12 protein-coding genes and 1 riboswitch are annotated in these 14,785 nt (G+C 70.3%); of the genes, 2 read left to right on the top strand and 10 right to left on the bottom strand.

Translation table 11 applies throughout. From position 1 onward, the window contains the following. Positions 1-137: 137 nt before the first annotated feature. The gene (locus ACIG5F_RS34390; RefSeq protein ID WP_396524110.1) at positions 138-1,901 is read right to left on the bottom strand and encodes an ABC-F family ATP-binding cassette domain-containing protein; all 1,764 of its coding nucleotides are present in this window, start codon (positions 1,899-1,901) and stop codon (positions 138-140) included. 78 nt (positions 1,902-1,979) lie between these two features. Here ACIG5F_RS34390 and ACIG5F_RS34385 point away from each other — a divergent pair, with 78 nt between their 5' ends. Further along, positions 1,980-2,594 (top strand): MmpS family transport accessory protein, encoded by a 615-nt coding sequence (locus tag ACIG5F_RS34385; RefSeq protein WP_396524109.1) that lies wholly within the window; start codon positions 1,980-1,982, stop codon positions 2,592-2,594. Here the strand turns inward: ACIG5F_RS34385 and ACIG5F_RS34380 are convergent. The 9 genes from ACIG5F_RS34380 to rsmI all read right to left on the bottom strand — a co-directional run bounded on the left by ACIG5F_RS34380 (position 2,591) and on the right by rsmI (position 13,088). Next, positions 2,591-3,556, bottom strand: a complete 966-nt coding sequence (locus tag ACIG5F_RS34380; protein ID WP_396524108.1) for a 4-(cytidine 5'-diphospho)-2-C-methyl-D-erythritol kinase — start codon at positions 3,554-3,556, stop codon at positions 2,591-2,593. The two genes, ACIG5F_RS34385 and ACIG5F_RS34380, sit on opposite strands and share 4 nt — an antisense overlap. A gap of 31 nt (positions 3,557-3,587) precedes the next feature. Next, a complete protein-coding gene (locus tag ACIG5F_RS34375; protein ID WP_396524107.1) occupies positions 3,588-4,397 on the bottom strand; it encodes a MetQ/NlpA family ABC transporter substrate-binding protein in 810 nt (269 codons plus the stop codon). Between the two features lie 22 nt (positions 4,398-4,419). Beyond that, positions 4,420-5,106, bottom strand: coding sequence for a methionine ABC transporter permease (locus ACIG5F_RS34370; protein WP_396524106.1), 687 nt, complete (start codon positions 5,104-5,106; stop codon positions 4,420-4,422). After that, the gene (locus ACIG5F_RS34365) at positions 5,103-6,113 is read right to left on the bottom strand and encodes a methionine ABC transporter ATP-binding protein (protein WP_396524105.1); all 1,011 of its coding nucleotides are present in this window, start codon (positions 6,111-6,113) and stop codon (positions 5,103-5,105) included. Before ACIG5F_RS34365 ends, ACIG5F_RS34370 begins: the two co-directional genes overlap by 4 nt. 222 nt (positions 6,114-6,335) lie before the next feature. Continuing rightward, a riboswitch (SAM riboswitch) is annotated at positions 6,336-6,426 on the bottom strand. A gap of 405 nt (positions 6,427-6,831) precedes the next feature. Further along, positions 6,832-7,683 (bottom strand): 16S rRNA (adenine(1518)-N(6)/adenine(1519)-N(6))-dimethyltransferase RsmA, encoded by an 852-nt coding sequence (rsmA, locus tag ACIG5F_RS34360; protein ID WP_396524104.1) that lies wholly within the window; start codon positions 7,681-7,683, stop codon positions 6,832-6,834. A 17-nt stretch (positions 7,684-7,700) separates the two neighbouring features. Next, a complete protein-coding gene (locus tag ACIG5F_RS34355) occupies positions 7,701-9,230 on the bottom strand; it encodes a ubiquitin-like domain-containing protein (RefSeq protein ID WP_396524103.1) in 1,530 nt (509 codons plus the stop codon). A 369-nt stretch (positions 9,231-9,599) separates the two neighbouring features. Then, positions 9,600-10,394 (bottom strand): TatD family hydrolase, encoded by a 795-nt coding sequence (locus ACIG5F_RS34350; RefSeq protein WP_396524189.1) that lies wholly within the window; start codon positions 10,392-10,394, stop codon positions 9,600-9,602. 32 nt (positions 10,395-10,426) lie between these two features. After that, a complete protein-coding gene (gene metG, locus ACIG5F_RS34345; RefSeq protein WP_396524102.1) occupies positions 10,427-12,220 on the bottom strand; it encodes a methionine--tRNA ligase in 1,794 nt (597 codons plus the stop codon). Between the two features lie 31 nt (positions 12,221-12,251). Further along, positions 12,252-13,088: a 16S rRNA (cytidine(1402)-2'-O)-methyltransferase gene (gene rsmI / locus ACIG5F_RS34340; protein ID WP_396524188.1), complete on the bottom strand. Its 837-nt coding sequence runs from the start codon at positions 13,086-13,088 to the stop codon at positions 12,252-12,254. 42 nt (positions 13,089-13,130) lie between these two features. Here rsmI and ACIG5F_RS34335 point away from each other — a divergent pair, with 42 nt between their 5' ends. Further along, a complete protein-coding gene (locus ACIG5F_RS34335) occupies positions 13,131-14,720 on the top strand; it encodes a dolichyl-phosphate-mannose--protein mannosyltransferase (protein ID WP_396524101.1) in 1,590 nt (529 codons plus the stop codon). The last annotated feature ends 65 nt before the right edge of the window (positions 14,721-14,785 follow it).

The raw sequence follows: 14,785 nt of genomic DNA, 5'->3' as shown, positions 1-14,785 counted from the left end.
CCGGCTCCCCCTCCCCACCCCCACTCCATCCCGTTTTTCGCCACATGTGGCGCTGGGAGTCGAATGCGCGCCACATGTGGACTTTCGAATGTGCGGGAAACCTACATTCGGTGTGTTGGAGAGCGGGACTCGCAGGGTTAGTCGGCGGCGTCGGCGGCGAGCATCCACTGCTCCTCGACGTCGTCCTTCTCGGCCAGCACGGTGCGCAGCTCGGCGTCCAGGGCCAGCAGCCGGTCCGGGTCGGTGGCCGCCTCGGCCAGTTTGGTGTGCAGCTCGCCCTCCTTCTTGGCCAGCACGTCCAGCCGCCGCTCCAGCCGGGCCAGCTCCTTGCGGGCGGCCCGCTGCTCGGCGGCGTCGCTGACCTTCGGGGCGGCCGCCGGCGCGGCCGCGGCCGCCTCGGCCAGCTGCTTGTCGCGCCGACGCAGGTACTCCTCGATGCCGCCGGTCAGGTTCGAGATCCCGCCGTCGCCGAACAGCGCCACCACCTGGTCGCAGACCCGCTCGATCAGGTACCGGTCGTGCGAGACCACGACCATGGTGCCCGGCCACGAGTCGAGCAGGTCCTCCAACTGCTGGAGGGTGTCGATGTCCAGGTCGTTGGTGGGCTCGTCGAGCAGCAGCACGTTGGGCTCGGCCATCAGCAGCCGGGCCAGTTGCAGCCGCCGCCGCTCGCCGCCGGACAGGTCGGCCACCGGCGTCCACTGTTTGACCTTGGTGAACCCGAACTTCTCGGCCAGCTGCGAGGCCGACAGCTCCACCTTGCCCAGCACCACCCGGCGGGCGACCTCCTCGACCGCCTCCAGCACCCGCAGCTCGCCGGGCAGGTCGATCAGCTCCTGGGTCAGGTGGGCCAGCCGCACCGTCTGCCCCTGCACCCGCTTGCCGCGGTCCGGCTCGCGGTCGCCGGCCAGCAGCCGCAGCAGCGACGTCTTGCCCGAGCCGTTCACGCCGACCAGGCCGATCCGGTCGCCGGGACCGATCCGCCAGGTCACGTCGTCGAGCAGGGTGCGCTCGCCCAGCGCGAACGACACCTCCTCCAGCTCGATCACGGTCTTGCCCAGCCGGCGCTTGGCGAACGCCATCAGCTCGACCTTGTCCCGCGGCTCCGGGACGTCGGAGATGATCGCCTCGGCGTTCTCGATCCGGTACCGGGGCTTGGAGGTGCGGGCCGGCGCGCCGCGGCGCAGCCAGGCCAGCTCCTTGCGGGCCAGGTTGCGGCGCTTCTCCTCCAGCGTGTCGGCCAGCCGGGCCCGCTCGGCCCGGGCGTAGATCCAGTCCGCGTAGCCGCCCTCGTACTGCTCGACCGCGCCGCCGACGACCTCCCAGGTCCGGGTGCACACGGTGTCCAGGAACCACCGGTCGTGGGTCACGACCACCAGCGCGCCCCGCCGGGCCAGCAGGTGCTCGGCCAGCCAGCGCACGCCCTCGACGTCCAGGTGGTTCGTCGGCTCGTCCAGCACCAGCAGGTCCAGCTCGCGGATCAGCGCCGCCGCCAGCGCCACCCGGCGGCGCTCGCCGCCGGACATCGTCGCCACCGGCGAGTCCAGGCCGAGCGCCGTGATGCCCAGCCCGTCCAGGATCGACCGCACCCGGGCGTCCGAGGCCCACTCGTGCTCCGAGGCGTAACCGTGCGGATCCAGCACCGCCGCCCGCACCGTGTCGCCGATCAGCTCGGTGCGCTGCGTCACCACCGCCATCCGGAGGTCCCGGGTCTGGCTGACCCTGCCCTCGTCCGGCGGCTCCAACCCGGTCAGTACCTCCAAAAGGGTGGTCTTCCCACCGCCGTTCAGACCAACGACGCCGATCCGATCGCCCTCGTTCACGCCCAGGGAAACGGCGTCGAGCAGCGCTTTCACGCCGTAGGACTTGCTCACGGACTCCAGGTTGACCAGGTTCGCCACGCGAAAAGGGTACGTAACGGCGATGCGGGCCCCGGTGATGCGTCTGGCACCAGTGCGAGATGACCGAAAGTGAGCACCATGTCCGCCCCGTACGTTCCGCCGCCCGCCGCCGAACCCCAGCCCCAGGGCCAGCCGCCCCGCAACGGCCTGGGCACCGCCGGCTTCGTCCTCGGCCTCGTCGGCCTGCTGCTGAGCTTCATCCCGTTCATCGGCGTCGTGGCCTGGCCGCTGGTGATCGTCGGCCTGATCCTGTCGATCGTCGGCATCGTCCGGGCCAGCAGCGGCAAGGCCACCAACCGCGGCCTGGCCATCACCGGCGCCATCCTGTCCGTGATCGGCCTGGTGATCTGCATCGTCTACGCGTCCGCCTTCACCAAGGCCGTCACCGACGTGAACCAGCAGCAGAACGCCGTGTCATCCGTCGGATACGACGTCACCGGCGACGCCAAGGGCGCGACCGTCACCTACAGCACGTTCGACGGCAACGGCGCTTCCACCAACCAGGAGACCGCCGCCACGCTGCCGTGGCACAAGGACCTTCAGGCCAAGGGCCTGTTCAGCGGCGGCTCGCTCACTGTCACGGCAGGTCCCGACGGAGGCTCCGTCACCTGCAAGGTCACCGTGAACGGCAAGGAGTCCAAGACCGCCTCGGCCAGCGGACCGTTCGCGACCGCTAGCTGCTCGAACTTCTAGGCGTGGACCTCGGGCGGGGTCTGTCGGGCGGGGTCGTCGCCGGTGATCACACGGGCGCCGGCGACCGGGCCCTGCGCCACGCGGACCGTACGGCACACGCCGGCGCCCGACAGCTCGGCGGCGACCCGGACGGCGGCGTCGTTGTCGGAGCAGAGGAAGGCACAGGTGGGGCCGGAGCCGGAGACGATGCCGGCCAGCGCCCCGGCGTTGACGCCGGCGCGCAGCGTGCGGCGCAGGCCGGGGCGCAGCGACACCGCGGCGGCCTGGAGGTCGTTGCCGAGCAGCAGGGCCAGCTGGTTCGGGTCGCCGGAGGCCAGCGCCTCCAGCACGGGCTCGACGGCCCCCACCCGCGGCGGGTTGCCCTCGGCGCGCAGCCGGTCCAGCTCCCGGAACACCTCCGGGGTGGACAGGCCGGTGGAGTCCAGGGCCATCACCCAGTGATAGGTGTGCCGGGACAGCACCGGCACCAGCTGCTCGCCGCGGCCCGTGCCCAGCGCCAGCCCACCCTGGAGCACGAACGGCACGTCGCTGCCGACCTCGGCGGCCACGCCGGCCAGCTCGTCGCGGCCGATCTCCAGCCGCCACAGGTTGGCCAGCGCGACCAGCGTGGCCGCGGCGTCGGCGCTGCCGCCGGCCATGCCGCCGGCCACCGGGATGCCCTTGTTGATGGTGATCCGCAGCTTGGGCTCGTCCGGGTCGCGGCCGACGTGCGCGGCCAGCGCCCGCACCGCCTTCCAGACCAGGTTCGACGAATCGGTCGGCACCGCGTCGGCGCCCTCGCCCCGCACGTCCAGGCCCGGCTCGTCGGCGACGGCGACCGTCACCTCGTCGGTCAGCGACAACGACTGGAACAACGTGGTCAGGTCGTGGTAGCCGTCTGCGCGCAGATCCCCCACCGCGAGATGCAGGTTGACCTTGGCTGGGGCCCGGACGGTCACTGGTGTCGGTACGACGGCTAGCACCCGTCCAGCCTACGGGCTGTTGCTGTGCTGGCTAGAACGCCGGCAGGACCGAACCATGGAACGTCTGCTCGATGTAGTCCTTGACCTGCGGGGAGTTGAGCAGCTCGGCCAGCTCCTTGATCCGCTTGTCACCGGCGAGTTCGGGACGCGTGACCAGGCCGTTCGCGTTCGGGTTGCCCTGGGCCTTCTCGATCAGCAGCGCCGTCTTGGTGTCCAGGCCGGCCGACAGCGCGTAGTTGCCGTTCACGATCGAGGCGTCGGTGTCGTCCAGGCTGCGCGGCAGCTGCGCCGCCTCCAGCTCCACGAACTGAAGGTGCTTCGGGTTGTCGGCGATGTCCCGCGGCGTGGCCGTGGTCTCGGCGCCGGCCTTCAGCTTGAGCAGTCCGTTGTCGGCGAGCAGCTTGAACGCCCGCGCCTCGTTGCTGGTGTCGTTGGGCACGCCGATCTTGGCGCCGTCGGGCAGGTCGGCCGCCTTCTGCGTCTTCTTCGAGTACAGCCCGAGCGGCTCCAGGTGCACCGCGGTGACCCAGGTCAGCTGGGCGCCGTGGCTCTGCTCGAAGTCGGCCAGGTAGGGCTGGTGCTGGAAGTAGTTGGCGTCCAGCGACTTGTCCACCAGCGAGGTGTTCGGCGTGACGTAGTCGGTGAACTCCTTGACCTGGATCTTCAGGCCCTTGGCCGGCGCCAGCTGGTCGGCGACGTAGGAGAGGATCTGGCCGTGCGGGGTGGGGCTGACACCGACGACCAGCGGGGCGTTCGGGTCGGCGGCCGCGCCGCCGCCGTTGCCGCAGGCGGCCGCGGTGACCGTCACGAGGGCAGCGAGGAGCGCAACACGGAGCTTCATGGGACTGTGGTTCCTTCGGATTTCAGGCGGTGACGCGCCGGCGGCGGTCGATCAGCCGCGAGGACACGTCGAACAGCAGTTGGATGAGCATGGCCAGGGCGCCCAGCACGATGACCGTGGACCAGAGCACCCGGTCGTCGTAGCGCTGGTAGCCGTAGCGGATGGCGAGGTCGCCCAGGCCTTCCCCGCCGACCACCCCGGCCATGGCCGAGAAGCCGACGAGGGTGACGGCAGTGACGCCGACCGCGGACACCAGCGCCGGGGCGGATTCGCCCAGCAGCACCGATCGCACGATCCGGGTCCGGGTGGCGCCGGTGGTGATGGCCGCCTCGACGACGCTCGCGTCCACCTCACGCAGCGCGGACTGGACGAGCCGGCCGAGGAACGGCACCGCCCCGATGGCCAGCGGCACGATCGCCGCGGTCGGGCCGATCGAGGTGCCGATCAGCGGGCGGGTGACAACTTGTTGCAGCAGCACGATGAGCACGATGAACGGCAGCGATCTGCCGAAGTCCACCACGGTGCCCAGGACCCGGTGCAGCGCCGGAACGGGCCGCAGCCCGCCCGGCGCCGTCACGTGCAGCAGCACGCCCAGCGGGATCCCGAACACCGTGGCGAACAACGTCGCCACGCCGACCATGTAGAGCGTCTGGCCGAGCGCGGGGTGAAGCAGGTCGAACACATCGGACCACGGAGTGGTCGGTCTCACGCAGCGACTCCCTGCGGGCCCTTCTGGGCCCGTCGAACGAGGGCGCCGGCCTCGGAGATCCACTCCAGCGCGGAGTCGGCCCGCTCGCCGGTCAGACCCAGGCGGAACCGGGCCACCGGGGTCTCGCCAAGCCGGGTCAGTCCGCCGCCGAGCACGGCGAGGTCGACGCCGAACCGGTTGGACGCCTCCGGCAGCAGCGCGCCCACCGCGGCGAAGCCGACCAGCACCACGTCCGCGATCCGGTCGTGGTTGCCGGCGATGCCGTCGGTCTGGTCGAGCGCGGGCAGCAGCGCGTTGGCGGTGCGACTGTCCACATCGGACACCAGGTCGAGCAGCCTGCCGTTCTCCACGATCCGGCCGCCGTCCAGCAGCGCCACGTCGTCGCAGATCCGGCGGACCACCGCCATGTCATGTGTGACAACAACAACCGTGACTCCGAGCTCGGCTCGGGCCCGGTCGAGAACCGTGAGCACGGAACCGGTGGTCTCCGGGTCCAATGCCGAGGTGGGCTCATCAGCCAGCAGGACCGCCGGGTTCGCCGCCAGGGCGCGGGCCACCGCGATGCGCTGACGCTGGCCGCCGGAGAGCTGGTCCGGGTACGAGGCCGCCTTGTCGGTCAGGCCGACCAGGTCCAGCAGCTCGCCCACGCGGCGGCGCCGGGTCGGGCCGTCGACGCCCGCGGTTTCCAGCGGCAGCGCCACATTGCCAGCCGCCGTGCGCTGCCGGAGCAGCGAATCCCCTTGCGGGACAACACCTATCTGCCGGCGAGCCGCGCGCAGGCGGCTGCCGTCCAGCGTGACGAGGTCCGTTCCGTCGACCCTGATCGCCCCGCTGTCCGGGCGCTCCAGCAGGGCGATGCAGCGGGCCAGGGTCGACTTGCCGGAGCCGCTCGGGCCCACGACGCCGCAGACCGCGCCCGCCTGAACCTCGAGAGTGACGCCGTCCAGGGCGCGCACGGCGCCGCCACGGGCGGGGAAGGACTTGACCAGATTGTCGACAGTGATCACTGTTTGCTCCACGGCACGCGCGACCCCGCGCGCTGATGGCGCGCGAGAGCCGTCCTTTTTGGACCGTCCTATGCGGACGAGACGATGAGGGTGAACCGACAGCAGGCGGCGGTAGGTGTTACCGGCCGACCCGACAGCCCGTCGCGGTGCGGCGGCACTGATCGACAACTCGACGGCGGGTGAGCAGCAGAGCTGCGCACACTCGGGCGAGGTCCATGACGTCCTCCATCGGTCCTGGCGGTAGCACCTGCCCGGGGTCGGGTGGTTGCTGCGGCTTCGTCGATCCAGGTCTCTCGGCCGCTCGGGATGGATGCAAGTAGCAGTACACCTGACCGGTATGTGGAAAAGCAAGCCATCACTAGCAAGACCCAAGGATCGTTCGGTAAGTCACACCGATGCCCGATGATCCGTCGCTCCCAGACCTATCGCACAGTAGGTTCCTCGGCACACCCAGTTATCCACAGCCCCCTGAGTTGTCCACAGGCTGGACACTTTCCCGCTCTCCGACCCCTTGCCTCGATACGCTGGGCACGGGGCCGGCCCCCAGGGTTGGGCGGGGGTTTGGGGTAGGTGGGTCAACGTCGAGTGACGGCCTGAGCTGCGCAAACCTTGGAGTGGGGCTCGCCGAGCGAGGCGGCGGCGAGCCGGGGAAGCCAGAGGTCACGGGGCCGCGGGAAGAAGAGCGGCGGGGTGGGCGTTGGTCCAAGGCGTGGGGGAACTACGCCGCCGCGGCGGCTTCGGCGAGGCGGGTGAAGTCGGCAATGCCGAGCTGCTCGCCACGCAGGGTGGGATCGATGCCGGCGGAGAGCAGGAGCTCGCCGGCGCGGGCGGGCGAGCCGGCCCAGGTGGCCAGCGCGGCCCGAAGGGTCTTGCGGCGTTGCGCGAAGGCGGCGTCGACCAGGGCAAACAGGGCTTCGCGGGAGACGGTTGAGGACGGCGGCTCGCGGCGGGTGAAGGCGACGAGGGCGGAGTCGACGTTGGGCACGGGCCAGAACACGGAGCGGGGCACGGGGCCGGCGCGGCGGGCGTCGGCGTACCAGGCGAGCTTGACGCTGGGCACGCCGTAGACCCGGCTGCCGGGGCCGGCGGCCATGCGGTCGGCGACCTCGGACTGCACCATGACGAGCCCGGACCGAAGGGACGGCAGCTCGGCGAGCAGGTGCAGCACGATGGGCACCGACACGTTGTACGGCAGGTTGGCGACCAGGGCGGTCGGCGCGAGGCCGATCTCGGCGGCGGTGACCCGCATGGCGTCGGCGCCGACGACGGTGAGCCGGGAGGCGGCGTCACCGGCGAACTCGGCGGCGGTCAGCGGCAGCCGAGCGGCCAGCACGGGATCGATCTCGACGGCGACGACGGCCTTGCACGCCGGCAGCAGCGCCAGGGTCAGGGACCCGAGCCCGGGGCCGACCTCGAGGACCACGTCGTCCTGGGTGACCCCGGAGGCGGCGACGATGCGCCGCACGGTGTTGGTGTCGTGCACGAAGTTCTGGCCCAGCTTCTTGGTCGGACGGACGTCCAACTCTTTGGCCAGGGCGCGGACCTCGACGGGTCCCAGAAGATCGGGCACGAAGCGGGATTCTAGGCTCAGACGAGACCGAGCTTGTACGCGCACTCCCACGGGGTGAGGCCACGCGCGGCCCGCACCTTGTTGGCGATGGCGATCTGCTGCTCACGGGTGGCCAGGTCGGCGCGGGGGGCGTACACGCCGCCGCCGTTGGAGGTCCAGGTCGGGATGTCGAACTGGAGACCGCCGTAGTAGCCGTTGCCGGTGTTGATGTGCCAGTTGCCGCTGGACTCGCACTGGGCGATCTTGTCCCAGACGGCGTCGCCGGGCAGCGGCTTGGTGCCGTTCTTGACGACCTTGGGCTTCATCGGCGTCAGGATCTGCACGCCGATCTGCTGCTTGTCGGTCTGCTTGCCGTTGTGCATGGTGACCCGGTAGGTCACGGTCTGCTTGCCCACCACGCCCGGGTCCATGACCTGGGTGTCGCCCGAGTTCATGGTCGGGTCGTTGATGATCTGGGTGGTCGGCTGGATGTCCTGGTTCTCCTGGACCACCGTGACGCCGTTGCGGCTGACGGAGATCTGCGCGCCGCTGGACAGCTTGGTGTCGGCGGCCGGCGCGACGTTGTCGTCGGCGCCGAGGGAGATGTTCAGGGACTTGAGCAGCTCCTGGATGGTCACCGCGTAGGTGGTGAGCTGCTTGGGGGCGTTGCCGCCGTCGCTGATGGTGACCGTCTTGGCCGTCTTGATGTCGATGGCCATGCCGGACAGCGGGATCTGCTTGGACGGGTCGACCGAGAGCTTGGCGTTGTCGGTCTTGACGCCCATCTCGCGCAGCGCGTCGCCCACGGTCTGGGCCTTGACCCACTGGGTCTGCTGCACGCCATCGACCGAGACGGTCATGGTGCGGCCGCGCTGCAGGACGATCTTGCCGCCGTCGGCGATGGAGGAGTTGGCCGAGGGCATGAGCGAGTCGTGCGACCCGGCAGTCAGGCCCTGGCTGGCCAGCACGTCGCTGACGGTGCCGGAGTAGGTGTGCACGGTCATCTCGTGACCGTCGACGTCGACCGTCACGGCCTTGTCCATGGCCAGCGCGGTGGCGCCGCCACCGGCCAGGCTGACCAGGGTGGCCATCACGGCGGCCTTGATGAACCGGCGCTTCCAGGGGGACTTGGCGTCCAGCTCGGTCTTGACGACCGTCTTGCGCTGCGGCTCCGGGACGAGGTTGGCGTCCTCGAGTCCCTCTTCGAGCTCTTCCCAACACTGGGCCAGGCCCTCGGTGAGCGGGCCGGCGTCGTCGCGGATGATCGGCAAGACCGTGGTCTTGGCGTTCATCAGCTCCAGGAGCTGGTCGAGCTCCATGTTGACGGAGTTGAGGATGTCCTGGGCGTCCGGCCCGAGAACGTCCATCACGTCCTGGGTGGAGACGTAGGCCCCGCCGGGAACGAACTGGCGGGTGGACTCGAGCTCGGCCTCCCAGTCCCAGTCCCAGTCGAGATCGGGCCGCACCGCGGTCCAGGCCGAGGTCTGACGCTCGGCCACGGCCACCCCGGTGTGGGGGGCCCAGAAGCTCTGAGCGTTCTGCGCCTGCGTGGGCGTTTCCTCGGACACGCGCGGTCTACGGTGCCTACCGGTCCCAGTCACGGGGTCGTTACCTCCGAAAAGCCGATGGTCCGCGAAGAGTTCCGCGGCTGTTCTCGCCACTAGCCGACGTCAGCCGCTGGTACGTCCTCGCTTCGCTCGGGTCTCGTGCTCCGACTGCCTTGCTTGGTCCCGTAGTCAACGCCGTCCAGCTGGCTCCCTCGCGGGTGCCGGCTGTCCCCGACGAACGCCGACCTGACTGCGGGCCGGTGGTTGAACCACAACGTCCAGACGCACCGATCACGGGACCGTAACGGAGGTCGGGCGGAGTCGCAAACATTCCCCGGGTTGTTGTGGCTCCAGTCACACCACAGGGTGAAATCTTGGTCGCACACATAGTCATACGCCCAGGCCGAAGACCCGGTTCACCGTTGCGGTGACAATTGTTGCCAACTCACCGACGTGCACTCCGCGTAGATCAGCGAGCTCACGCAGCGTGTACGCGGCGCAGTAGGGCTCGTTCGGACGACCCCGGAACGGGTGGGGCGTCAGGAAAGGCGCGTCGGTCTCCACAAGCAACTGTTGCAGCGGGACAACCATCGCCGCCTCCCGCAACGGTTTCGCGTTGCGGAACGTGACCGTGCCCGAGAACGACAGCACGTAACCGCTGTCCACGCAGCGTCGCGCCATGTCGGCGTCGCCGGAGAAGCTATGGAACACCACGGTGTCCGGCGCGCCTTCTTCGTCCAGAATGCGCAGCACGTCCTCGTGCGCGTCCCGGTCGTGAATCATCAACGGCTTGCCGAGGCGCTTGGAAAGTTCTATGTGCCAACGAAACGCGACCTGTTGGGCGTCGTGCGGGGCGTAGTCCCAGTAGTAGTCCAGACCGGTCTCGCCGATCGCGACCACTCGCGGATGCGCGGCCAGCGACTCCAGTTCGGACTGCTCGGCCGCGCCGAATTCCTTGGTGCGAGTGGGATGTAGCGCCACGGCGGCGAACACGCGGTCGTCCCAGGTGCACGCTTCGACGGCCCAGCGGGCGGCGGCCATGTCGTCGGCCACGGTGATCGCGTAGGCGATGCCGGCCGACTCGGCACGGTCCATGATGGACCGGACATCGGCGGAATCCTTGGCGCCACAGGCTTCCAGATGGGTGTGGGCGTCGACCGCCGACACCGGAAGGCGGTCCGGCATCGGCGGCCGCTCGCCCTTGCGAGGGGTCACTGCTACTTCTCGATCGGAGCCCACTCCGGACCGGTCTCGGCCAGCTCCGGGTCGAGCTTGGCGAACAGCGGCGTCGGCTTGCTCAGCGGCACGCCGACCTCGATCGGCGTGGACTCCCACTTGGCCTTCTCGGCCGCGTAGTCACCGGTCAGCACCGGGTACTCGCGGGCCGGGTCGTCCAGGTCGGTGACCTCGCGCATCTCCGGCTGCGACGCCCAGACGCCGGTGCCGCCCAGCAGTTCGTGGATCTTCTGCGCGGAGTGCGGCAGGAACGGCGTGAGCAGCGTGTTGGCGTCCTTGACCACCTGCAACGCGGTGTGCAGCACCGTGTCCCGGCGGGCCGGGTCGTCCTTGAGCTTCCACGGCTCCTGGTCGGACAGGTACTTGTTGGCCGCCGAGACCACCCGCATCGCCTCGCCGATGCCGGCCCGGAACCGCGAGTGCCGCAGGTGGCCGCCCACGGTGTCGAAAGCGGCCCTGGACAGGGCCTTCAGGTCCTCGTCGGCCTGGGTGGGCGCGGTCGGCGCCGGCACCGCGCCGACGTTCTTGTGCGCCATCGAGACCGAGCGGTTGACCAGGTTGCCCCACTCGTTGGCCAGTTCGAAGTTGATGCGCCGGACGAACTCGTCCCAGGTGAAGTCCACGTCCTGGGTCTCGGGGCCGGCCGCGGAGATGAAGTAGCGCAGCGCGTCCGGGCCGAACTCGGCCAGGAAGTCCCGCACGTAGATGACCCGGCCCCGGGAGGTGGAGAACTTGGAGCCGCTCATGGTGAGGAACTCGCTGGAGGCGATCTCGGTGGGCAGGTTCAGCGTGCCGTACGGCCCGGGCTTGCCGCCCTTGTCGCCGGCCCCGTTGTGGCCCATCAGCAGCGCCGGCCAGATCTGGGCGTGGAAGGTGATGTTGTCCTTGCCCATGAAGTGCACGATCGGCGTCTCGGGGTCGTTCCAGAAACGCTTCCACGCGTCCGGGTCGCCGCTGCGCCGGGCCCATTCCACGCTGGCCGAGAAGTAGCCGATGACCGCGTCGAACCACACGTAGAACCGCTTGAGGCCCTGGTCCCGCCAGCCGTCCAGCGGGATCGGCACGCCCCAGTCCAGGTCGCGGGTGATGGCCCGCGGCCGCATGTCGTCGACCAGGTTCTTGGTGAAGTTGACGACGTTGGGCCGCCAGTCGGTCTTGGACGCCAGCCACTCGCCCAGGGTCCGGGTGAACGCCGGCAGGTCCAGGAACAGGTGCTCGGTCTCGACGAACTTGGGCGTCTCGCCGTTGATCCGCGACTTGGGGTTGATCAGGTCGGCGGCGTCGAGCTGGTTGCCGCAGTTGTCGCACTGGTCGCCGCGGGCGCCGTCGTAGCCGCAGATCGGGCAGGTGCCCTCGATGTAGCGGTCGGGCAGGGTGCGGCCGGTGGACGGGCTGACCGCGCCGGTCGTGGTCTTGGGCAGGATGTAGCCGTTGTCGTTGAGCGCGAGGAAGATCTGCTGCACCACGTGGTAGTGGTTGCGCGTGGTGGTGCGCGTGTAGAGGTCGTAGGTGACGCCGAGGGCGCGCATGTCCTCGGCGACGACGCGGTGGTACTTGTCCGCGGTCTGCTGCGGGGTGAGGCCCTCCTTGTCGGCCTGCACCAGGATCGGCGTGCCGTGCTCGTCGCTGCCGGAGACCATCAGCACGTCGTGGCCCGACATTCGCATGTAGCGGGCGAACAGGTCGGAGGGGACACCGATACCGGAGACATGGCCGATGTGACGGGGGCCGTTGGCGTAAGGCCAGGCCACCGCCGTCAGCACGGAGGCACTCATGCGACAAAGGGTACGGGGGCGGCGCCGCCCACTACCTCTTGGCCGCTACGACGCTGTCGTAGAGGGCCTTCTTGCTGACCCCGGCGGCCGCCGCGACCTCGGCAACCACATCTTTGAGGCGTTGTCCAGCGGCCACCCGCGACTGCACCGCCGGCACCAGATCGGCCACGTCGGTGACGTCCACGGCGATCGGCTCGGCCCCGGCGAACACCACCGTGACCTCGCCGCCGACCCCGTCCGCGGCCCACGCCGCCAGCTCGGCCAGGGTGCCGCGGCGCACCTGCTCGTCGGACTTGGTCAGCTGCCGGCACACCGCGCCGCGGCGGTCGGCCCCCAGCACCTCGACGGCGTCGGCCAGGGTGGCCGCCACCCGATGCGGTGACTCGAAGAACACGCAGGCCCGGGTCTCGGTGGCCAGTGCGGACAGCCACTTGCGGCGCTCGCCCGGCTTGCGCGGCGGGAAGCCGTCGAAGCAGAACCGGTCGACCGGCACGCCGGACAGGGCCAGCGCGGTGACCACCGCCGACGGCCCGGGCAGGCAGGTGACCGGCAGATCCTCGGCCACGCAGGCGGCGACCAGGCGGTAGCCGGGATCGGAGACGCTGGGCATGCCGGCGTCGGTCACCAGCAGCACGGTCTGTCCGGAAGCGACGGCTTTGACCAGTCCGGGCAGCCGGACCGTCTCGACCGCGTCGTAAAAACTGACGACCTTGCCGGCCGGCGCGACACCGAGTCCGGCCGCCAGCGAACGCAGCTTGCGGGTGTCCTCCGCCGCCACCAGATCGGCCGTGGCCAGGGCATCCACCAGTCGCTGGGACGCGTCGCCGATGTTGCCCAGCGGCGTCGCGGCCACCAGCAGCCGGCCCATGCCCGATACGTTATTCACGTCGTTCACCCTACGATCGCCCCCGTGACGACGATCGTGGAGCGGACCGAGCCCGAGCCCGACGGCGTGGTGGATGTCGGCGAACTGCCGCCGGCGACGCAGCCGTCCACCGCCGGGCCGCTGGACCGGCTGGCCGTCTGGCGGCCCACCGACAAGGTGCGCGGCTGGCTCGTCACGCTCAGCGTCACCCTGCTCGGCGGGATCATCCGGTTCTGGGACCTGGGCTGGCCCACCGACCGCGGCACCCCCGTCTTCGACGAGAAGCACTACGTGCCGCAGGCCTGGCAGATGCTGCGCAACGGCGGCTACGAGGACAACCCGGGCTACGAGCTGGTGGTCCACCCGCCGGTCGGCAAGTACCTGATCGCCATCGGCGAGTGGCTGTTCGGCTACGACGGCTGGGGCTGGCGGTTCTCCTCGGCCGTGGCCGGCACCGTCTGCATCTTCCTGGTCGTCCGGATCGGCCGGCGGCTGACCCGCTCCACCATGCTGGGCGCGCTGGCCGGCGTCTTCCTGATCTGCGACGGCGTCAGCCACGTGCAGTCCCGGCTGGGCATGCTCGACATCTTCGGCGCCCTTTTTGTCGTGATCGCTTTCGGCTGCCTGCTGGTCGACCGCGACCAGGTGCGGGGCCGGCTGGCCGTCGCGGTCACCGAGGGCTGGGTCGGCCAGTCGCAGTGGGGGCCGCGCCTGGGCTTCCGGTGGTGGCGCTTCGCCTGCGGCATCTCGCTGGGCCTGGCCTGCGGCGTGAAGTGGAACGGCATCTACTACATCGTCGCCTTCGGTGTGCTGTCGGTGATCTGGGACGCGCTGGCCCGGCGGGCCGCCGGCGTGGAGCGGCCGTGGGCCGGCGCGATCGTGCGCGACCTGCTGCCGGCGCTGTGGGGCATCGCGCTGATCGCCGTGGTGGTGTACTTCGCCTCGTGGTGGGCGTGGTTCGGCAGCGAGACCGGCGTCGATCGGCACGCGGCCGGCAACACGACCCCGGTCTCGACCTGGCTGCCCGACGCCGTGCAGTCTTTCTTCTTCTACGAGGGCAACGTCCTGCACTTCCACGAGACACTGATCACCGGCGCGCCGGGGGTCGGCACGCACCCGTGGGAGTCGAAGCCGTGGACGTGGCCGATGGGCCTGCGGCCGATGCTCTACTACATCGAGCAGTCGCCCAGCCCGCTGGCCGCCGGCTGCGGCGCGTCGGAGTGCGTGAGCGCGCAGATGCTGGTCGGCACGCCGGCGATGTGGTGGCTGGCCTTCCCCATGATCGGCTGGTCGCTGTGGCGGGCCCTGGTCAAGTTCGACTGGCGGCACGCGGCCGTGATGGTCGGCTACATGGCCGGCCTGCTGCCGTGGTTCATCAACATCGACCGGCAGATGTTCTTCTTCTACGTCACGCCGATGGCGCCGTTCCTGGTGCTGGGCCTGGTGTTGGCCTGCGGCGACATCCTCGGCCGGGCCCGCGCCGGGGCGGAGCGCCGCGGCACCGGGCTGCTGGTGGTGGCCATCTACACCGGACTGGTGGTGGCCAACTTCGTCTGGCTGTGGCCGATCCTCAACGGCGACCCGATCAGCGCCGCCCAGTGGCAGGCCGAACTCTGGCTCCCCAGCTGGCGCTGACCTGGTGCGACGAACGCGGCCCTTGACGCTTGGAAGGGGGCTTTCCTTCACTCGGAGTGGAGGAA

It is taken from the genome of Kutzneria sp. NPDC052558 (assembly GCF_044547355.1).
Classification (GTDB): domain Bacteria; phylum Actinomycetota; class Actinomycetes; order Mycobacteriales; family Pseudonocardiaceae; genus Kutzneria.
The sequence above is the reverse complement of the archived record's forward strand: the minus strand, read 5'-3'. Positions and strand labels throughout refer to the sequence as shown.